This window comes from Sporosarcina sp. Y1004 (assembly GCF_057669665.1).
In genome coordinates this window covers 110,539-130,540 of sequence record NZ_JBYHFQ010000001.1, presented here as the reverse complement: position 1 = coordinate 130,540, position 20,002 = coordinate 110,539, and the positions used below count along the sequence as shown (strand labels likewise).

21 protein-coding genes are annotated in these 20,002 nt (G+C 42.2%); 13 read left to right on the top strand and 8 right to left on the bottom strand.

Annotated features, from left to right (window positions below):
- Positions 1 to 58: 58 nt before the first annotated feature.
- Entirely contained in the window at positions 59 to 1,870 is a 1,812-nt protein-coding gene (locus AC25Y6_RS00760) for a helix-turn-helix domain-containing protein (protein ID WP_488141752.1), read from the bottom strand.
- Positions 1,871 to 2,088: 218 nt separating this feature from the next.
- Here AC25Y6_RS00760 and AC25Y6_RS00755 point away from each other — a divergent pair, with 218 nt between their 5' ends.
- The 5 genes from AC25Y6_RS00755 (at position 2,089) to AC25Y6_RS00735 (ending at position 6,163) form a co-directional block, all read left to right on the top strand.
- Entirely contained in the window at positions 2,089 to 2,796 is a 708-nt protein-coding gene (locus AC25Y6_RS00755; RefSeq protein WP_488141751.1) for a DUF5058 family protein, read from the top strand.
- 22 nt (positions 2,797 to 2,818) lie between these two features.
- Complete coding sequence (locus tag AC25Y6_RS00750) at positions 2,819 to 3,550, top strand: small-conductance mechanosensitive channel (protein ID WP_488141750.1); 732 nt, start codon at positions 2,819 to 2,821, stop codon at positions 3,548 to 3,550.
- Positions 3,551 to 3,627: 77 nt separating this feature from the next.
- Positions 3,628 to 4,845, top strand: a complete 1,218-nt coding sequence (locus tag AC25Y6_RS00745) for a M20 family metallopeptidase (protein ID WP_488141749.1) — start codon at positions 3,628 to 3,630, stop codon at positions 4,843 to 4,845.
- 228 nt (positions 4,846 to 5,073) lie between these two features.
- Positions 5,074 to 5,424, top strand: coding sequence for a PadR family transcriptional regulator (locus tag AC25Y6_RS00740; protein WP_482101643.1), 351 nt, complete (start codon positions 5,074 to 5,076; stop codon positions 5,422 to 5,424).
- A complete protein-coding gene (locus AC25Y6_RS00735) occupies positions 5,402 to 6,163 on the top strand; it encodes an HAAS domain-containing protein (protein ID WP_482101642.1) in 762 nt (253 codons plus the stop codon). Before AC25Y6_RS00740 ends, AC25Y6_RS00735 begins: the two co-directional genes overlap by 23 nt.
- 63 nt (positions 6,164 to 6,226) lie before the next feature.
- On the opposite strand, the gene AC25Y6_RS00730 is transcribed toward AC25Y6_RS00735, so the two are convergent.
- The 5 genes from AC25Y6_RS00730 to AC25Y6_RS00710 all read right to left on the bottom strand — a co-directional run bounded on the left by AC25Y6_RS00730 (position 6,227) and on the right by AC25Y6_RS00710 (position 11,259).
- The gene (locus AC25Y6_RS00730; protein ID WP_488141748.1) at positions 6,227 to 6,769 is read right to left on the bottom strand and encodes a hypothetical protein; all 543 of its coding nucleotides are present in this window, start codon (positions 6,767 to 6,769) and stop codon (positions 6,227 to 6,229) included.
- 378 nt (positions 6,770 to 7,147) lie between these two features.
- On the bottom strand, positions 7,148 to 7,768 hold the full coding sequence (locus AC25Y6_RS00725; RefSeq protein ID WP_488141747.1) for a SurA N-terminal domain-containing protein: 621 nt from the start codon (positions 7,766 to 7,768) through the stop codon (positions 7,148 to 7,150).
- 93 nt (positions 7,769 to 7,861) lie between these two features.
- Positions 7,862 to 9,277: a sensor histidine kinase gene (locus tag AC25Y6_RS00720; protein ID WP_488141746.1), complete on the bottom strand. Its 1,416-nt coding sequence runs from the start codon at positions 9,275 to 9,277 to the stop codon at positions 7,862 to 7,864.
- Positions 9,274 to 9,978: a winged helix-turn-helix domain-containing protein gene (locus tag AC25Y6_RS00715; RefSeq protein WP_488141745.1), complete on the bottom strand. Its 705-nt coding sequence runs from the start codon at positions 9,976 to 9,978 to the stop codon at positions 9,274 to 9,276. The genes AC25Y6_RS00720 and AC25Y6_RS00715 overlap by 4 nt, the downstream gene beginning before the upstream one ends.
- A 114-nt stretch (positions 9,979 to 10,092) precedes the next feature.
- Entirely contained in the window at positions 10,093 to 11,259 is a 1,167-nt protein-coding gene (locus tag AC25Y6_RS00710) for a S1C family serine protease (RefSeq protein WP_488141744.1), read from the bottom strand.
- Positions 11,260 to 11,545: 286 nt separating this feature from the next.
- Between AC25Y6_RS00710 and adh the strand changes: the two genes are divergently transcribed.
- Positions 11,546 to 13,087 carry an aldehyde dehydrogenase gene (adh, locus tag AC25Y6_RS00705; RefSeq protein WP_488141743.1) on the top strand — a complete coding sequence of 514 codons (1,542 nt, stop codon included), beginning with the start codon at positions 11,546 to 11,548 and terminating at the stop codon, positions 13,085 to 13,087.
- 24 nt (positions 13,088 to 13,111) lie between these two features.
- Positions 13,112 to 13,474 (top strand): DUF779 domain-containing protein, encoded by a 363-nt coding sequence (locus tag AC25Y6_RS00700; RefSeq protein WP_482101629.1) that lies wholly within the window; start codon positions 13,112 to 13,114, stop codon positions 13,472 to 13,474.
- Positions 13,475 to 13,527: 53 nt separating this feature from the next.
- Here AC25Y6_RS00700 and AC25Y6_RS00695 read toward each other — a convergent pair whose 3' ends face one another.
- Positions 13,528 to 13,920, bottom strand: a complete 393-nt coding sequence (locus AC25Y6_RS00695) for a thiol-disulfide oxidoreductase DCC family protein (protein WP_482101628.1) — start codon at positions 13,918 to 13,920, stop codon at positions 13,528 to 13,530.
- A gap of 199 nt (positions 13,921 to 14,119) precedes the next feature.
- Between AC25Y6_RS00695 and AC25Y6_RS00690 the strand changes: the two genes are divergently transcribed.
- The 5 genes from AC25Y6_RS00690 to bioB all read left to right on the top strand — a co-directional run bounded on the left by AC25Y6_RS00690 (position 14,120) and on the right by bioB (position 17,412).
- Positions 14,120 to 14,302 (top strand): hypothetical protein, encoded by a 183-nt coding sequence (locus AC25Y6_RS00690; RefSeq protein ID WP_488141742.1) that lies wholly within the window; start codon positions 14,120 to 14,122, stop codon positions 14,300 to 14,302.
- 718 nt (positions 14,303 to 15,020) lie between these two features.
- Positions 15,021 to 15,437 carry a hypothetical protein gene (locus tag AC25Y6_RS00685; protein ID WP_488141741.1) on the top strand — a complete coding sequence of 139 codons (417 nt, stop codon included), beginning with the start codon at positions 15,021 to 15,023 and terminating at the stop codon, positions 15,435 to 15,437.
- A gap of 54 nt (positions 15,438 to 15,491) precedes the next feature.
- A complete protein-coding gene (locus tag AC25Y6_RS00680) occupies positions 15,492 to 15,677 on the top strand; it encodes a histidine kinase (RefSeq protein WP_482101624.1) in 186 nt (61 codons plus the stop codon).
- 132 nt (positions 15,678 to 15,809) lie between these two features.
- Positions 15,810 to 16,406 (top strand): biotin transporter BioY, encoded by a 597-nt coding sequence (locus AC25Y6_RS00675; protein ID WP_488141740.1) that lies wholly within the window; start codon positions 15,810 to 15,812, stop codon positions 16,404 to 16,406.
- Between the two features lies 1 nt (position 16,407).
- Positions 16,408 to 17,412 (top strand): biotin synthase BioB, encoded by a 1,005-nt coding sequence (gene bioB, locus AC25Y6_RS00670; protein WP_488141739.1) that lies wholly within the window; start codon positions 16,408 to 16,410, stop codon positions 17,410 to 17,412.
- Positions 17,413 to 17,447: 35 nt separating this feature from the next.
- Here bioB and AC25Y6_RS00665 read toward each other — a convergent pair whose 3' ends face one another.
- Positions 17,448 to 18,032, bottom strand: a complete 585-nt coding sequence (locus AC25Y6_RS00665) for a GNAT family N-acetyltransferase (RefSeq protein WP_488141738.1) — start codon at positions 18,030 to 18,032, stop codon at positions 17,448 to 17,450.
- 206 nt (positions 18,033 to 18,238) lie between these two features.
- Here AC25Y6_RS00665 and AC25Y6_RS00660 point away from each other — a divergent pair, with 206 nt between their 5' ends.
- A complete protein-coding gene (locus AC25Y6_RS00660) occupies positions 18,239 to 19,939 on the top strand; it encodes a hypothetical protein (RefSeq protein ID WP_488141737.1) in 1,701 nt (566 codons plus the stop codon).
- Positions 19,940 to 20,002 lie beyond the last annotated feature (63 nt).

Here is a 20,002-nt window from a genome sequence, read left to right as displayed (position 1 = left end):
CTGGAGGGGTGACCGACCAAATATCCGGTCGGTATATTCTCGTATCCTAATGTTAAATTCATAAGTAAGTCGTTCGCAAATGACAGGCTAGGTGAATCTTCAAAGAGTCCTCATTGTTGTTTAAGTCCAGTTGCAGTAAATGTTCGATTTTTCGTATGCGTTGGTACAGTGTGTTGATGTGAATATGTAGTTTCTCGGCCGTTTTTGTAGCAGACCGGTTTGATTCGAAATAGGAAAGTAAGGTTTCCTCCAACTCAGTTTTGTGTTCGTTCGCGTTCGTTAGGGGAAGAAAGACTTCAATGACAAATTGTCGGATCTCCTCAGGCGATTGGTTTAAAAAAAGCTTGTTCAATCCGATGTCTTCATAACGAATTATATCCAGGTGGTTACGTGAGGCCAGGTAGGTCAGTGTTTTATTGGCTTCTTCATACATTTTTTTTGTGGCGTGCAAGCCATTATAAATTGCACTAGTGCCTGCACGGAAAGAAGGTTTACCCCTTGTGTCCCACTCTTGTTTGATAGCTTGGAATTTCTGGTGAAAATTAGAGAAATAATCCGGATTGGTTAAGGAAGCAAAGAAGATGACTCGGTTTTGTAATCCGTAAATCATTGTTCCTGTCATGGGCAATTCGCTCTTTAATTTTAGAATTAAGTGGTGGATCTTGATTTCTAGTAGCTGTAAATCCGAGTAATTTGGTATTTCAAAAATTGTCATGAACCAATGGGAAGTAGCGTTTAGGTTGAAGTTCTGTGCGAGCGCGTCAAGGTGTTCAGCGTTTTGAGCGTTAAGCAGTGCCAGGAATTGTTCGTGTGTCTTTTTATAAAAGTATTCAGTGGCAGTTTGATTTTTGATTAACTCTAAAGCTAAAATGGAACTTCCCTGTTCGAGCACAATCCGATCCGGTTCGGATATATTCTCGTCAACGTCAATTATGAAACAACCAAGAAAGATGGAGCCATTATGAATAGGGTGCAAATAATGGGTTGTTGCAAAAGGGGAATCCTCCTTTAAGTGAATTGGTTTCCTTCTGTTTGAAAAGATTTTTTTAAGTTCGAAAGGATCGTAATTGGGTGTTTCATTAAGATTGTACAAATAGAATTTGTCTTCGATAACGTTGAAAAAGTTGACGGGTGAATCAATCAATTGGTTGAATTTGTGTATGATTGCCTCCAGGCCATTATTCTCTAATGAAATAGTCGTTAACGCCTCATGTACTTCGTGTCTTTTTTGAAGTTGGTTGTTATGCTCCTCAAGCTGTGCACTCAGTTGTGTAATTGTATCAATCTGCTGAGTCGCTTCTGAAAAATACTGTGCATTTTGAATAGCGATAGCAGCTTGTTCGGCAAACGCTTGCAATAAAAGAAGGTCATGTTCATCCAACACTTTTTTTAGATGTCGTTGGTGGGTGATCATGATTCCAATCCTTTTATTTTCGATAGAAATAGGAACGCAAATAAGGGCTTCAGGAAAGCTTGCGGATGATGTGATATGATCATAGTTTTTTTGGGAAACACCATTATGATTCATTGCCTCGAATATTTCTTCCTTAGAATTGAATATCCGACCTATTCCATCCTCAAATACTTTCCCTGTAATGGATTCTCCAATTTTTACTTTGAAATTGTAAATATTATCGCTAAATCCGATTAGCGCTTTTGGGATTAACCGCTCTGATTCTTCGTCATACAGCATTAAATAACCCGCACCTGTAGCTGGAATCACCTTAAGTGCATTCCGCATAATCTTTTGCAAAACTTCATCAAGGTCTAAGCTTGAAGTAATAGAACGGATGCTATCGACCAAAATTGTAAGTTCAACGTCCCTAAGCTTCCCATGTAATATAGGATTATCCATGTTGCTTTTAGTCATATGAGACTCCCCCAAAACATCAAAGTGTAGATATATCCATAAATATAAATGAAATTATGTATAAACCTCTATTGTTATCAATCTACTCTCAGTGTATAGTAGGGAACATAAAATGAAAAGATTAAAGATTCTAAAAAATGAAAGCGCTTTATAAAGGTATATTTTATACTGCTTTGAAAACCTGGGGTAGTGACTAGAAAAAATGAGGAGGAAAACAGATGGAACAAGTAATGAATTTGGCAAACAGTTTCCCGATTTGGCTGATTGCATCGCTCGTTATTGGGATTGTTATCTTTCAAGCAATTGTCTTTATCAGGCTCGCTTCAAAAACAGCGCCTGCTGTTGGGTTGACAAACCAAGAGGTGAAATCGGTAGTGCGGACGGGAGCAATTAGTTCGTTAGGGCCATCTTTTGCGATTGTTATTGTAGCAATTTCCTTGATAACCTTTCTTGGAAATCCGGTGACGCTCATGCGAATTGGAATCGTCGGATCTGCACCGATTGAAACTGTTGGGGCGAGCTTGGGAGCGCAGGCGGCCGGATCGGAACTGGGTTCGTCGACTTTTACTGAAAAAGCATTTACAACAGCGGTCTGGGTCATGTGTCTCGGTGGTATGGGCTGGCTATTAGTTACAGCACTATTCACGAAATCACTGGGAAAATTTCAAGAGAAAATCGCTGGAAATGGAAAAAACATTCAAATGTTAAGTGTTGTTTCGACTGCGGCGATGATTGGTGCTTTCGGTTATTTTGGGGCAGGTCAAATGGTGAAAGGACTTAATGAGACAGTGGTATTTATCATTGCATTTCTTATCATGCCGATTATCATATGGGCTTCTAATAGGTTTAAATTGAGCTGGTTAAGAGAATGGTCACTCGGATTAGTTATTGTCGTCGGTATATCGGTGGGGCTTTTATTAATGTAACGAGGAAGGCGGGAGAACGAGCATGGCAATTGTGAACGAAGCAAAAACGGAAGTGGTGTTACAAGAGGCTATACAGACGAATGAAACAGGTGGGGCAATCGATTTTGCAACATTTCATGCTAAGTCGCATTTTTGGGGACGTTTGACGATTTGGAGCGTTATTGCATTAACGCTCGCTTTGCCTTTATATCTATCATTCGGTCTTAATTTTCATCCGGGATGGTCCCCGATTTTGTCAGGGTTCCTTGCCTATGCATCCATTGTTGCGGTTTTGTGGTTTGTTGAACCCATTAGTTATTATCCGGTTTTAGGCGTTTCAGGCACCTATCTCGCATTTCTGACAGGTAACATAGGAAATATGTGCTTGCCGAGCGCGTCGATCGCTCAAAGTGTAGTCGGTGCGGAACCTGGCACGAAAAAAGGGGAAGTGACAGCGACGCTCGCTATAGCGGCTGCTTCTATCGTTAATACGGTTGTTCTCGTGTTCGCCATCCTATTCGGTTCATATCTAATTGCATTGTTACCGGAATCATTAACCGCCAGTTTCCAGTTTGTCTTGCCGGCCATATTCGGTGGAGTTATTGCTCAATTTGCCATTAAGAAACCGCTATGGGGCATCGTTGGGTTGGCTTTTGGACTTCTGGTTAATTTGGGTCCGGTGCCGGCTTCATTGAAAACGTTCCTTTGCATTTTGGGGACAGTTGTCGGTTGCATACTACTTGAAAAGTTAAAAAGTAAGAAAGCAGTAAAATAAATGAGGATGAACAACTAACATTGGTATGAGACAATGCATGTATTGGTTTTATTGAAAAACAAGGAGGAATGACACAAATGAGTCAAAGCGTGCAAGAAGGAATTCAAACAAAACGTCAATTATTGGATCTGCTTGATAGTCGTAAAGACGAGATGGTAGCGATTCGCCGCCATTTACATGAGAATCCTGAACTGTCTTTCAAAGAAGAAAAAACTGCACAATATATCGCTGATTTTTATAAAGGAAAAAATGTAGAGGTTCAGACGAATGTTGGCAATGGATATGGGATTATCGTAACCATTAAAGGAGACAAGCCTGGTAAGACAATCGGGCTCCGTGCCGATTTTGACGCACTGCCCATTCATGAAGAGGCTGACGTGCCGTTCAAATCGAAAAATGAGGGTGTCATGCACGCGTGTGGTCACGACGGACATACTGCCTATATGTTAATTCTTGCAGACTGCCTTATTCAAATGAAATCATCCATTGCCGGTACGATTAAAATTATTCACCAACATGCGGAAGAAACACCGCCGGGCGGAGCGAAGAGTATCGTCGAATCAGGTGTGCTTGACGATTTGGATTTGGTTTTCGGTACGCACCTATTTCCAACCCATCCATCGGGAACGGTCGGTTATCGAAGTGGCTATTCAATGGCGGGAAGAACGTATTTCAAGCTAGTGATTCAAGGAAGTGGGGGGCATGGTTCTTCTCCGCATCACGCGAATGATCCTATCGTTGCGGGTGCCCATTTCGTAACAGCTATCCAGACCATTGTCAGCAGGCGTTTGAATCCATTTGAAATGGGTGTTGTTACAATCGGTTCGTTTGACGGGAAAGGTTCATTCAATGTCATCAAGGACAGTATCGAACTTGAAGGCGATGTGCGTTATATGAACGGAGAAACGCAGGAGTTGATTTCCAGGGAAATTCATCGCATTGTAAGCGGCATTGAGGTGGAGTTCGACGTGAAGTGTGACTTGACGTATACGGCTGATTATCCCGCACTCTACAATGATCCGACGGTAACCGCGGAGGTTGTTTCTATTCTTGAGAATTCAAATGACCCGGATATCAAGGAAGTAGTGGAGTTCCCAGTGTTCTCGGGATCGGAAGACTTTTCGTATTACTTGGAAAAAGTACCTGGCGTTTTCTTTAATATCGGTTGTAAGCCAAAAGGGGTAGATAGAGCATTCATGAATCATCATCCGAAGTTTGAAATTGATGAAGATGCCCTTATTGTTTCCGCGAAATCGGTTGCCGAAGTTGTTTGCAGCTATTGCAATATCGATTAATCATATAAAAGCCGACCTGCGATGAGTTGCTCTTCCAATTGTTAGATGATGTCTAACAATTGGGGGGCAGTTCATTAATGGGTCGGCTTTTTGGTGCGTTCAATTTAAAAGCAAGCGCCCTCTCCATTTGAATACCAAAAAAACACTAACGTGTTATACAAAGTAGTGGACATATAAAAATGTGCATGCTAAGGTGTTATACAAGGTAGTGAAAAGGAGAGGAGATAGATGGCTTCATCGAGTCAAATGTTAAAAGGTATATTGGAGGGCTGTCTTCTCGCAATTATAAGCAAAGGGGAGACGTACGGATACGAGATGATTGAAGAGTTGCAGAAGTATGGGTTAACGATGGTGAGTGAAGGGAGTATTTATCCGGTCCTTATGAGAATGCAGAAAGATGGGCTTGTATCGACAGTTATGCGTCCCTCTCCAAACGGACCTAAACGTAAATATTACTCACTAACGGAAGCGGGTAGCGCCGATATTGATGATTTCAAAGAACGATGGCATGAGCTTTCAATGGGCGTGAATTTATTAATGGAGGAGGGGGAGCAACATGAAGTTATCAAAGAGAAGTGATGAGTTTGTAAAGAATGTTCGATTATATTTAATAACATCCGGTAAAAATGAGGCTGAGATTGAAGAGGTGGCAGGGGAACTCGAAGATCATCTAGCTGAGCTCGAACGTCGCGGAAAGGATGTGGACAGCATTACAGCTGGATCACCGGCTGTGTATATGAAGTCGCTTGAAAGAGAAATGACGAATGATTATGCATCTTGGCTGAAGTTCATTCCAATTTTAAGTATTTTGATTATCGCCTATTCTGTAATGGGCTCAGCACTAAATAACAGATTTGAGCTGGATATTATTCAGTTGATTGGCATACCGATTGTTGTTATCCTCTCACTTATTGTCTACTGGGTACTGTTCAGAAATGTAGCGAAAAAAGAACTGAACGGTAAGAGAAATATAGTTCCCGTGCTCGTAGCAGTAATCGTTGTAAATTCTCTATTCATCGCTGTTGCATTGATAAGTGCGATTCTTTTTGAACCATTATACATTGCTACAATAGGTATGAATAAGTTTTTCGTCGCAGTGTGTCTACTCGTCTTTATTGTCGGGGCGGTCTTTCTGAAATCATGGATTGTCATCATCATTCCGATACTTCTTTTCGGTCCGGAATTTGTCCTCAACTTTACATCTTTAAGTGAGGGGTGGAAGCTTGGAGGTGGATCCCTAATTTCGATGATCCTTATCCTGGTCTTTATCGGGTTACATGCACTGAAGCTTAAACAGAAGGAATCTGCTAATGGGTGAAGAAGATTAAAGTTAATACAAAAAAAAGCCAGACCTCACTACAGGTTGGCTTTTTTCATGCGTTCATTTCGTTGCCGCTTTCCGTGGCCAGATGAAATACGTAATAGAAATTACAAAGTCAATGCCTAGTACAAGCCCCCATGTATTTAATGTTGCGGACAGTATTTCGGTTCTCGCCGGGTCGCTGATAAAATAAATCATGGCAATCAGGAAAGCACCGCCAATGATATACGCAAGCAGATGCTGCATTGAACCCTTCATCGAGTGACGAGCATGTTCATAGCCGATTTTACGCGGCGGTTTTGCACCTGTTTTTTGAACATAATAACGAAAGCGTTCATCAGCCCAGCGAATCATGCTTTTACCGAACGCAATGGATGAACCGAGGTATATGGCCGCTATGGCGTGCACTTGCGTCGCAGTTGCTCCATTATAAAGATCAGTTGCCGTGACTATTAGTAAAATCAAGTCGATTACAGGCGTTAGGGCCAGAAAGAAGAACCCAAGCTTTTCGCGTTTGAAAATATAGCGTGTGATGAGTCCGAGAGCAATAACGACCCAGAAACCAATTTCACATGCCACAATTGTCCAGGCAATGAAGTTCATAGCAACACCTCTTTTAATCTAGTTGGAATAATTAGTTTAATCATATCACATTGACTCTATGGTTAACTGAAGCTATTTTATTACAGGTATGCAAAAAAGAACGGAAAAGCCGATTAGACTTTGCCGTTCTCCCATCATTTATTCGAGTAAGCCTAGGCATACTGTGCGTACGGTTCAGCGCTAGTAGCGAGTGCGTCTTCTTCGATGTCGAAGTTACCGTGGTGATGTGACCATTCCGTATTTATTAAGACATCTCGATAATGGTATAGAAGTTAGTTCAATCCAAAGCGATCCAAAAATAACTGTACTCGTAGTACCCGGTATTTGATTAATTTATTTACTGGTTAAATTTTAGTTAATCAACAGGCGGGGTATTGTTTATTCTTTTGATAACGAATTTTCGATTTCGTACGCTGATCTTGCTTTATCCAACCACTCGACATACTTAGCTTGTAATTCCTGGTCGGATAAAAGTAATTTTATTGTCTCTTTGTGATCAGCCAAGACTGGTTCAGCTTCGCCTTCTACTTGGAAAGACGCTTTATTCTCTTCGAAGTAGGCCTTAATTTTCTCGTCTGTTATATCTTTACCTGGTTCTAGCACTTTTTGGATGGACAAAAATTCTGTAATGTCTTCTTTAAATTGTTTTTCAGTCACGCCGATTTGCTCCAGTGCGGTAGTGAATGCCTCTTGCCCGCCACCACTTTCAACGTATTTCGCAAGTTCCGCCTCTACTTCTTTATCAGTAACTTTAACCTTTTTCTTCTCCAACTCAAGTGCAATCACTTTTTTGTCAATCATAGAATCGAGTGCTTCTTTTCCGGAAGATTGAACGAGTACGTCATACAATTCATCTTTCGTTATTTTTTCATCACCGACCGTTGCTACCGTTTCATCTGTAGCTTTTGTTGCTTTAGCTTCTTGCGAACAGCCCGTTGCCACAAGCATAATTGCGAGCAGGGCAACTGCCATTAAGAATAAGTTCCTTTTTTTAGTCAAAATTAATTCCTCCAGTAGTTGATGTAAATTCATCCTACAGGATAGATATGAACAAACTATTAACAAGTCTGAAATGGGAAATAAAACAAGTATTTACTTTTCGTTTAGGTGTGGAAATGACATAGTGAACTTTGTACCTTGTCCTTTTTCGCTGGTCACCTTAATTGTTCCATTGTGCATCCTAACTAAACTCTTCACAATCGACAAACCGAGGCCGAATTCACCATATGGATTGGTTGTCCGTGACACAATCGCTTTATAAAACCTGCCCCAAATTTTCTCGATATCTTCGGGGTCGATGCCGATACCGGTATCTTCAATTTCAATGACAGTATTTTCCTCGCTTGTGTAGCCTCGAAGGTAGATAGCGCCACTTTCGGTGAACTGGATACTGTTTTTCGTAATATTGATCAATATCTGTGTGAGTCTATCGTAATCCGCATGCACGAACACGTCGGGTTCAACAGTAACGATAATTTTATTATTCCTTTCTGCTGCAACACCTTCGAGCTGATCCTGAATGATTTCCAGCAATTCAATAAGCTGGATGTCTTGTTTGATCAATGTGACTTGGTTTGAACGAATTTTCTCGTAGTCTAGGTTTTCATTGACAAGCCGAATGAGTCTCATTGTCTCGTTCGTGGCTAGTTGCAGGCCTTTCACCTTTTCGGCTTCCGGTATCATATCGTTTCTTAAGCCTTCGATGATGCCTCTAATTGTCGTAAGAGGGGTCCGTAATTCATGGGATACATCAGCCATAAACTGGCGTCGTCTGTTCTCAAGATTTTCAATCTCTTCCATAGAAGCATCTAATTGCTCAACCATTTCGTTAAAATCCCCGGCAAGTTCACCGATTTCGTCAACATTCGACCACGGTATCCGCACCGAATAATCGCCTTGTGCAACCGCGGATGTAGCCAATTGAAGTCGTTTAATCCTTCTGACGTGGAAAGTCGATAAAATCCAACTAAGAAGTAGCGAAATTGCCAGTGCGATAAACGTCGTAATTAGCAAATAAGAATTCATCTGTGAAATAACTTCCCGAGAGCCTTTGATAGGGGATGTTAATAGGATCCCACCGACAAACTGCTGCCCACGAATGTAAGGTAGGAGAACGAATGTAACGGCTTCATTGAAACGTTTAAAGTCTTGCTTAACGATAATTGTCTTACCGTTTTTGATGTTTCGCCATTCTTCTTCACTTAAACTAATGAGCGGCGTATTTATGCCCGTTGAATAAATGATGGCTGACTTTTCATCGAACAAGCTATATTGGATATCGCGACTGTTCAGGACATCTCCGTATGAGTTTAAAATACGGTCCGAATTTCGCTGGTCCTGTTTGATGTCTCGTAAAATAGACTGCCCGTATATAGATAGTTCTTCTGTTTTATTGTCATATACAAATCGCTCAACATAATGAGAAAACAGTAAGCTTAATAGTAAAAATGCGATGACAATGACACTGAAGTGACTCATAAGTTGCTGGTAGAGGTATTTGATTTTCATTTGGTGACGTCACCCGCAGTTTCGTCGAATCGGTAACCAACGCCCCATACTGTATGGAAAAAAGGAAGTTCTTCTGTTGCGATTTTCGTCCGAAGCCTCTTGATATGTACATCTACAGTTCGATCGTCACCGTAAAAGTCATAGCCCCAGACATTGTCGAGCAGCTGCTCGCGTGAGAAGACTTGTTTTGGATGTTGGGCAAAGTGAATCAGCAAATCAAATTCTTTTGGAGTTAGGTTCTGGATTCGCACGCCATCCCGTAAAACTTCGCGTGTGTTTGGATTAATTTTGAAATGTGCTGTTTCGACAATGCCGTCTTCTAACGGTTTTTCTTGTAGTGTCGAATACCTCCGAGTCACGGCTTTAATGCGGGCCATGAGTGCCAGTGGACTAAATGGTTTCGTAACATAGTCGTCCGCGCCCATTTCGAGCCCGAGTACCTGGTCTGATTCGCCGTCTTTTGCGGTCAGCATAATAATGGGTGTCGCAATAGCCTCCTGTCGAAGTTTACGGCAAATTGAAATACCGTCCATTCCGGGGAGCATCCAGTCAATGATGAGACAATCCCAGCCGTCCTGCTTTGCAAGTTCAAAACCTTCCAAACCATTTTTTACGAATGAACCATCTATTCCTTCTTTTGAAAAAAACAACTCAATCATCTTGGAGACACTTTCGTTGTCTTCAATTACTAAGATTTTCATTGCAATACACCTCCTTACGCATTGTGTTCTACTAAACCTAAATCGAAATGGGGAAATTTGCAATTGCAAACACCTCTCCCTTGGCTAGAAGGGAGAGGTGAATGGCCGTATATTTTAATTTGCCGTGGAGACGTTGCTTGTAAGTGTAACTTCAATCGTTTTCAATTCTGCACCCCGATAAATTGTAAATGTTGCCTTGTCACCGACAGAAAGGTTGGAATACAAGAACTTTCGCAGATCCGCCGAGCCAAGAATTTCGGTACCATTTATCGAAGTTATGACATCTTCTACACGCAGTCCAGCTTTTCCTGCTGCCGATTGCGGATCGATTGAAGCGACAATCACGCCGCCTTTCACATTCTTAGGAAGGTTTTGCAAATACGTGCGTGGTACTTGCTTGAAATCTGCTAGTCCGATGCCGATGTAAGGACGTTCAACTTCACCGTTCTTCGTCATTTCTTCGATTAACGGGACAACTTCATTACTTGGAATTGCAAAACCAAGTCCTTCAACGCCACTTTCGGAAATTTTTAGGCTGTTAATACCTATTACTTCACCGGCACTATTCAGAAGAGCACCACCACTGTTCCCTGGATTAATCGCCGCGTCCGTTTGGATGACGTTCATTTCCCACTCACCGGCAGATGTCTGCACATTAATGGAACGATCGACCGCACTCACAATACCTTGTGTGACTGTACCGGAGAAGTCGAGGCCGAGTGGATTTCCGATTGCTATGACTTCATCACCAGCACGAAGCTTGTCAGAATCGCCGAACTCCAAGGAGTTTTTTGCGTACTTCGCATCGATTGTCAAAACCGCAAGATCACTTAGCGCGTCTTTACCTATCAGCTCAGCTGTCGCAACTTCTCCGCCTTCCAGTGATACTTCGATTTTCTCTGAACCTTCAATGACGTGGTTGTTTGTCACGATGAACGCTTTGTCCCCATCTATTTTATAGATAACGCCCGAACCGGTACCAGCTTGGGTACTTTTGGTTTGTTGCGAAAATGGGTTTTGCGCATTTTGATAATTAAGAATCCCGACAATTGCATCCGATGAATTTTCGACCATGTCGGAGAGTGATGTGGTTGTTGTCGCAGACGTTTGTTGCACATTATATGGAGCCGTTTCCGTAGTCGCGGGCGGTGACTCTGTCTGACTCGTCTTCAGAAAGTCTGTATTTGTAACAACTGCTATCGTCAATACGGAACCGATAATGCCAGCTCCGATGGTTGATAAAAATCTTTTACCTGATTTATTTTTGTTCTCTGTATCCATAATATCTTCCTCCTATTTAATCGATTAACCTAATCATAATAGGTAGATATGAACAAATTATTACGGAGGCACTAATAATTGATGAACATGTCGAATGATTTTTTGAGTTTAGTAGTTGAAATAATTAGTATAGTCTGACAGAATGAGAGGACAAGCTTCATTCTTTATGCCAGAAGATGTGTAAGCGCATACACTAATTTAATTCGGGTGGAAGTGCATACCGCAGAAGTTTGCAACGTATAGTGGCATTGCGTGTGAAAATCAGCTCACGGGGAGGAATGGTTAAATGGTACAAGCAGTAGAAAATGAGGTTTATGCATTTCCGAACACAAAAGGTGCAAAAGTGGATTTCAAGGAACGCTACGATAACTACATTGGCGGAAAATGGACAGCGCCAGCCAAGGGTGAATACTTTGATAATGTGACGCCGGTTACGGGCAAAGTATTTACACAAGTGGCACGTTCAACTGCAGCGGATATTGAACTAGCGCTGGATGCGGCACATGCTGCAAAAGACGCATGGGGTAAAACGTCAGTTACAGATCGCTCAAATATATTGCTCAAGATTGCTGATCGGATTGAGCAAAACTTGGAAATGCTTGCTGTTGCCGAAACGTGGGATAACGGAAAGGCAGTCCGTGAAACATTGAATGCGGATTTGCCACTTGCTATCGATCATTTCCGCTATTTTGCCGGTGCTATCCGGGCACAAGAAGGCGGAGTAAGTCAAATTGATAATGATACTGTGGCGTACCATTTCCATGAGCCGATTGGTGTCGTTGGACAAATTATACCTTGGAACTTCCCGATTCTAATGGCCGTGTGGAAACTCGCACCGGCACTCGCAGCAGGTAACTGTGTCGTGTTAAAGCCTGCTGAACAGACTCCGGCATCGATTCTCGTTCTCGTCGAACTAATTGGAGATCTATTGCCGCCTGGCGTTCTCAACGTCGTGAATGGTTTCGGTTTGGAAGCAGGAAAGCCGCTTGCATCGAGCCCGCGCATTGGTAAAATTGCGTTTACAGGTGAGACAACAACAGGACGTCTAATCATGCAGTATGCTTCACAAAATGCGATCCCTGTCACTCTTGAGTTGGGTGGTAAATCACCGAATATTTTCTTTGAAGATGTCATGGAAGAAGACGATGCATTCTTGGATAAAGCGGTGGAAGGGTTTGTCATGTTCGCTCTTAACCAAGGGGAAGTATGTACATGTCCTTCACGTGCTTTGATCCAGGAATCGATTTACGATAAGTTTATGGAGCGTGCAATTGAGCGGGTAAAAGCGATTAAAACAGGAAATCCACTAGACCCGACTGTCATGATGGGCGCGCAAGCCTCGACTGAACAGCTCGAAAAAATCCTTTCTTATCTGGATATCGGAAAACAGGAAGGCGCAGAATGCTTAATAGGCGGGGAGCAAAACAAGTTGGAGGGCGACTTGGAAGGCGGTTACTATGTCAAACCGACTGTCTTTAAAGGCAACAATAAAATGCGCATTTTCCAGGAAGAAATTTTCGGGCCGGTTGTGTCCGTTACAACATTCAAAACCAAAGAAGAAGCACTTGAAATCGCGAATGATACGCTATATGGCCTAGGTTCTGCTGTTTGGACACGCGACATGAACACAGCTTACCGTTTTGGCCGCGACATCCAAGCAGGCCGTGTCTGGACGAACTGTTATCATATGTATCCGGCTCACGCTGCATTCGGTGGATACAAGGCGTCGGGAGTTGGACGTGAAAACCACTTAATGATGCTTAGTCACTATCAGCAAACAAAGAACATGTTAGTGAGTTATAGCGAAAACAAACAAGGGTTCTTTTAAGCGGTAAGAAAGGAGGGAGTGCGGATGACGGCGACGGAACGCGTCCTCGCAACTGACGCTGCACTTGAACTCATTGCGTTTTTAAAGGGAAAACACGGACCGCTGATGTTTCATCAGTCGGGTGGGTGCTGCGATGGTTCATCCCCCATGTGCTATCCGGACGGTGAACTAATACTGGGTGACCAGGACGTCCTTCTTGGCTACATTGGTGAAACACCGTTTTATATGCACAAAAACCAGTTCGAATACTGGAAGCATACACAGTTGATTATAGATGTTGTCCCGGGTCGCGGAGGCATGTTTTCACTTGAAGGAGTAGAAGGCAAACGTTTTCTGACTAGGTCACGCGCATTTACAGCTGAAGAGAATAAAGAACTGCAGGTTTAAATGAATAACGAAAGAGGGACCCGGAGAATGTCTGGGTCCCTCTTTCGTGTTAGTCAAATAAATCGCTTGCGCTCATCGGGAGATGGCAGCATGCAGGCATCCTCTTTTTTACCAAACCATTTATAGCGATTCGCAGCGAAATAATCATAAACGCCGTTACGTATTATAGGCGGCACGAGTATAAATAGAAATAACAGATGCCATAGCCCATCCAACTTTTTCGCAATATGTAGCGCGGCAGAAGACTTCGTGTAAACCCGACCATTTTCAATTAGAACCAGGCTGTCTATCTCATCTGAAATGGCATATTGTTTACGAAGTTCCACCCCTTTTTCACTTTGCAATGAAGTGAAATGGAAATGGGCTGAAGGATCCCGCTTTATGATAAATTGCACACTTGCATCACAGAAATTACAATCGCCATCAAATAATATAATTCTTTTCATTTAGGAACCTCCTCGTTTAGCTATGCTATGTATTTATAGTATATCCGTTGCGGTCTCTAAAAAAACATGCAAGACTTAAAGGTTTACGTATTTCTGAATATTTAGTATAATGGTAGAAAGAGAAATCGAATGTTGTTGTATGTATAGCTATATTCCAGTGTAGTTCGCCACGGTTAAAATTGTGAGGAGGATGATATAAATGGAACGCTTATCTGTGGAGTCGTCTGAAATGGAACTTAGGCACAATCCGGATTTCATTGCTAAGTTAAAAATGATTGGTGAAGGAAGTCCGATTTATGATGCGCCTGAAGAACTAGATGTAAAAAGGAAAGAGCCCCACGTATTCGATGACGATAAAGAAATCCCGATTGAAATCCAATAACTAAACCCTACTCTAACGCCTGAAGCTAGACAACCCGAAAAGCAACATCCCGTTAATTTGAGGAAGTTGCTTTTTTAATGCTCTGATTTTTATACTAATCGACCATTAGTAATAGTGGTGAATTAGATAGGTTGAAATAAAGATTTCCTCCTATAACGCTTCGGCGCTCTGGGGATGCCTCTCACCGTAAGCCTGGATTACCGCTTCGGCTACCCCTTTGCCGCACCTTCGCTGGGGCGTTCATTATTGAGAGGGTTGTGAGTTTGAGATGTATGGACTGAGATTATAATGTGATTACTATTTGATACCAACTCATTGAAGAATGACGCACTACAGGCTGCATGTCTTTACCCTGATAATGAAATGCGCTTTCCTACATAGAGACTATCCAGCGAAGGCGCGTCTACATGGTAGCCGGAGCGATAAGACTGAAAGTGATCTCCTTTCTGGCTTATCGCGGGAGGCATCCACAAAGCGCAAAGCGGTATTAGTAGAATTTCCGCTTTGTTCCATGTATTGATATTGTTGTTAAACTCATTCTCTCGGTTTATGGAACTAACGGTTGTCATTCTAATCCCCGACAACGAAATGCGCTTTCTTAAATAGACTATCCAGCGAGAGGCATCCGCAAAGCGCCGAAGCGGTATTAACGGAATTTCTAACTCTATCCATCAAAAAGATCTGATATTCGCTACCGCCCGTAGAGTCTATCGCCCGTTTGTCCTCCTACTTTTCACATCTAATAGAAGGAGGAGGTGATAGTATGATGCAACAAGGTAATTGGCATCACGGTAATCAAATGCATCACGGCCATCAAATGCATCACGGCAATCAGATGTGCCCAGGCAATATGATGGGTGCCGGGCAGGTGCAACCGGTCGTATGCCCAACGCAGTATCGTTGTCACGATCAATTTGTTCCACAAGAAGTACCTTTTATCCATCCGATCGTTAATGTGAATCGGGTTCATACCGTTCAAATTCCGCGTCACTATTACACAGAAACGACACAAGACGTTATGGGTCAAACACTGCCCGCCCAACCTGGTTATGGTCCGGGCATGGATGGCTATGGTCCGCAAGTAGGCGGTATCGGTTCACGGCCAGGCTGTGGAAGACGTCGTCGTCGTAGATAAGGTAGAATTATGGTAGAATAAAACTACCATAACTCTATACAGTAGGTGAATTTGTTGAAGGCTTTTAAATTTGTCATTCCCATTATGTTACTTGTCGGCGGATTCGGCTGGATGAAGTTGACGAAAGAATACCAGGAAGTGCCCGAGTTAACGCGCTTGGCTATCATAATTGGTGCGATGATTGTGAGTGGGGTCATTTCTTACTTTTTATTTCCAAAAGATGAAGGCGAAAAATCCTAAATCGATCGATGGCAAATATGCTGTCGGTCTTTTTTTATGCAGATTTGTGTCAACAATTAATAATATTGAGTTGACACATAATGTGTTATCTACTATTCTATTAAAGATAACACAAACTTAAGGGGTGTACTTATGACAACAGTTGCAGTAAAAACAAACACCAAAAGTGTAATGAGCCCACTAACACTTGTCTACAGTGGCATGTTCGCAGCACTGATGATGATTGGAGCCAATATTACAGCATTTTTACCATTTCTGGTAGTTGGCGGAGTACCGATTACATTACAAACCTTTTTCGCGATTCTTGCAGGACTTATTCTTGGCAGTCGCAGAGGTGCGCTGGCAATGACGGTCTACATGTTCATCGGGCTTGCGGGGGCGCCCGTATTTGCAAGATTCGGAGGCGGTTTTGGATCGATTATCAGTCCGACATTCGGATTTATCGTCTCTTTCATTTTCGTTGCATTCATTGCCGGAAAAATTGTTGAGAAGAACGGAAAGCTTCATGGATATATTATCGCGGCACTCGTTGGAATGTCTGTGAACTATCTATTTGGTACGAACTGGATGTATTATGCCTATAAGTTCTGGGCTGCGGCTCCAGATGCGTTCACGTACAAAGTGGCGTGGTTATGGATGGTTCCACCATTGCCGAAAGATATTATTCTTGCAGTTCTTGGCGGAATGTTTGGACATCGTATGTATAAAGTATTGAAAGTGAGGCGCTAATATGACGAAGTATACTGATTTAGCTGAACGTGTTCTAGAAGGACATGTCTTAACGGATGAGGAAGCACTCTCCATATTGGATAGTCCTGATGAGGAATTACTCTTACTCTTGCATGCGGCATATACAATTCGGAAACAGTATTATGGGAATAAAGTGAAACTTAATATGATAATGAATACGAAATCGGGCTTATGCGCGGAAAACTGCGGGTATTGTGCGCAGTCGATTATTTCGACAGCGCCAATCGAAAAGTATTCCATGATGAAAAAAGAAGAAATTGTAGCGGGTGCGGCAAGGGCGGCCGAATTGAATGCGGGAACCTACTGTATCGTGGCGAGCGGTAGGGGGCCTGTGAATCGTGAACTTGAAATCGTTATTGATTCTGTGAAAGAAATTAAGTTGAAACATGAACATATGACCGTTTGTGCATGTCTCGGACTTTTGAAACCGGAACAGGCAAAACGATTGAAAGAAGCCGGCGTCGACCGCTACAACCACAACATTAATACTTCAGCTGAGCACCATGAAAGTATTACGACATCCCATACATATGAGGATCGTGTAAATACGGTGGATCTTGTGAAGGAATCGGGTATTTCACCGTGTTCGGGTGTAATTATCGGTATGCGTGAGACAAAACAAGATGTCGTTTCCATGGCGCGTAGTCTGTACGCAATGGACGCAGATTCAATTCCAGTCAACTTTTTACATGCCGTGGATGGCACGCCCCTTGGTGGTACGGACGAATTAACACCACGTTATTGCTTGAAAGTACTGTGTTTGTTCAGGTTTATCAATCCTACAAAAGAAATTAGGATTTCAGGTGGGCGAGAAGTGAATTTACGCAGTCTACAACCGTTTGGTTTATACCCAGCAAACTCAATTTTCATCGGAGATTATTTAACGACGGCTGGACAGGAAAGCGATTGGGATCGTAAAATGTTGGAAGACTTAGGATTCGAAGTAGATTTGGAACCTTTGGAGAAAGAATTGATTAAGGCATAAAAAATGGACTTCCCATTTCAAAGGGAAGTCCATTTTTATTCGGATGTATCGAAAGGTTGAAGAATATCGCGTTTGCCCTTCGTGTGGAAAACAAGTACTTTATAGGTCGGGTCGTACTTTTGACCGTAAAAAGTTTCATCTTTGTATGTGTGAATTTCATCGTACGTCTGAGTCATTGCGTTGTAGATTTCTTCTTCGCCTGAATCAGTAGGCGACCAGTATAAAATTTCGAGCACTGTGTTTTCACCCGTAGCCAGAGAGCGGCGGTTATAGCCGATGCGCTGTGCATGTGAGAACGCTTCGCGTGAGTAAAATTTAAGCCTTTTAGCTGTATCTGTATCTTCATAGTCGACTGGCTCAACTTCTAGGAGGATCGGTTTATTTTTGGACTTTAACATGGTCAATAGTTTACCGCCAAGTCCCATACCGCGTGATTGTGTGGAAACAAACAAATAATCTACGAAGATGAATTTTTCGAACTCAACATACATGAGCACATGATGTGGTCCTTCGTCTTTTTTGTAGACACTTTTCTTGTCCAACAGCAACGCGTCCATATGTTCCTTTGACTTCATCTCTTCAACGGGGAAGTATTCATTTAACTTCTCGTACCAATTCAAAATGTATTGCCTCCAATGGTTTATTTACTGGATTGTAAGACCGAGGAAAAAAGAAGGGCAAGAAAAATCCTCTATTGCTCTGTTTACCCATGTATTCAAAATGATAAACTTTTTTCAACTTCAATCCGAAAAATGAAACTATTTTGCTGATAGCCCGTATACTAACTATCAGCAAAAAATCTTCAAGATGGAAAAGGGTGTATTTTATGCTTAACTTACTATTATTTTCTATAATTACGGGCGTTGTATTCAGTTTATTAATCGTACCTTTTATCCTCAGCAGTCAAACGAAACGTGTCACAGATGATGCGCAATCGCCGATTGCCTTCAATAGAGGTGCCGCAATAGCTACAGTAGCGATTATCTCTGCTATTTTGGTATTTTTGTTTTACTATTTGACTAATATGGATCGCAACTGGACGTCGCTTTGGATTGCGTTTCTAGTCGTTACACTTCTAGGAGCCATTTCCGCTGGCGGTAAAGATCGTAAAGTGAAAGGTATTTTGTTCCTGGGCGCACTTGTGTTTGGCGTTTATATTTTAAGTGCTCCGCTATTCAATGCCAATAAGAAATACAAAGCGGTTGAGATGGATCAGAAAGTTGAAATCACAGCTTTTGACGAAACGAAAACGCCAGCAAGTGTCCCTCCGAAATTTGCAAGAAATAAAATGAAGAAAGCGTTCGGGCAAGTACCGAATACAAGTTATTATGAACTTGGCAGTCTGCAGATTCAAAAAGTAGATGGTAAATTCGTCTACATTGCACCCGTTGAGTTTTCTGGCTTTTTTAAATGGCTAAATGCGGATACAACTCCGGGTTATTTCACGATGAGCGCGACGGATTCAGCAGATAATCCTAAATTTGTGGAAGCAGAAATGGCTTACACGCCATCGTCATTCTTCCATAAGCAAGTTGAGCGTCATATACGAATGAAAATGCCGAACCTCATCTTTTATGGAGATGTACAACTTGAAATTGATGATGAAGGAAAGCCGCATTATATACGTTCATACGGTGAATTCATCAGCGCACGTAATGGTTTTGACGTAAAGGGAATTGTAGTCGTTGATCCTGAGAGTGGTAGTGTGAAGAAATATTCGCTAAAAGATGTTCCAGAATATATTGATGGCGCTGTTTCACCTGAAGCTGTCAGTTTGCAGAACAGCTATTTCGGTAATTATATCCATGGTTTCTGGAATTCAATCATTGGGAAGAAAGACGTTAAACTACCGTCTGATGAAGGAACAGAGGCGAATGTCAGTCCAATCTTCGATGAAGATGGCCATATGTATTACTTCACCGATTTCACTAGCCCGAAAGAAGGCGTCGATTCGATGCTAGGCTATGCGTTGACTGACGGGAGAACAGGTAAAGCCACATATTATACAGGTAATCTAGAAGAGTCCTATATGGATTCTCAAGGAGCACTTCAAATCATAGAAAAGAAATTCATAGAAAAGAAATGGTCGGGAGAAATGCCAGTCTTGTATAACTTCTACGGAGAAGCTAGCTGGTTGACACCGGTACTCGATTCAAATGGATTCCTACAAAATTACTTCATCGTATCAGCATCGAATCCGGAGATTTCGGTCTACGGAAATACGCCAAATGAAGCGTTAAAGTTATATAAAACAGCTCTTCAACGCGGAAGTAGCAGTGTGGATGGCAGTTCAGGCGCCGAAGAGGCGAAGGTGGCGGTAACTGTCGTGCGTGTCTTTAAAGAACGCGTTGGCGACTTTACACTGATTTCATTTTTAGCGGAGGATGGACGTAACTTCATCGTTTCTTCTGAAACTGTGCCGCTTGCCATTTATATTCAAGCAGGCGATAAACTTGCCGTAACGTATTTAGAAACGGGAGAACTATTCTTGCCGGTTAAAGAATTGACGAATGTTAGCGTGGAATAGAGGGTAAAGGAGTGTAAGGCTATACGCCTTGCACTCCATTTTTTTGTTTAGAGACTAAAAGAT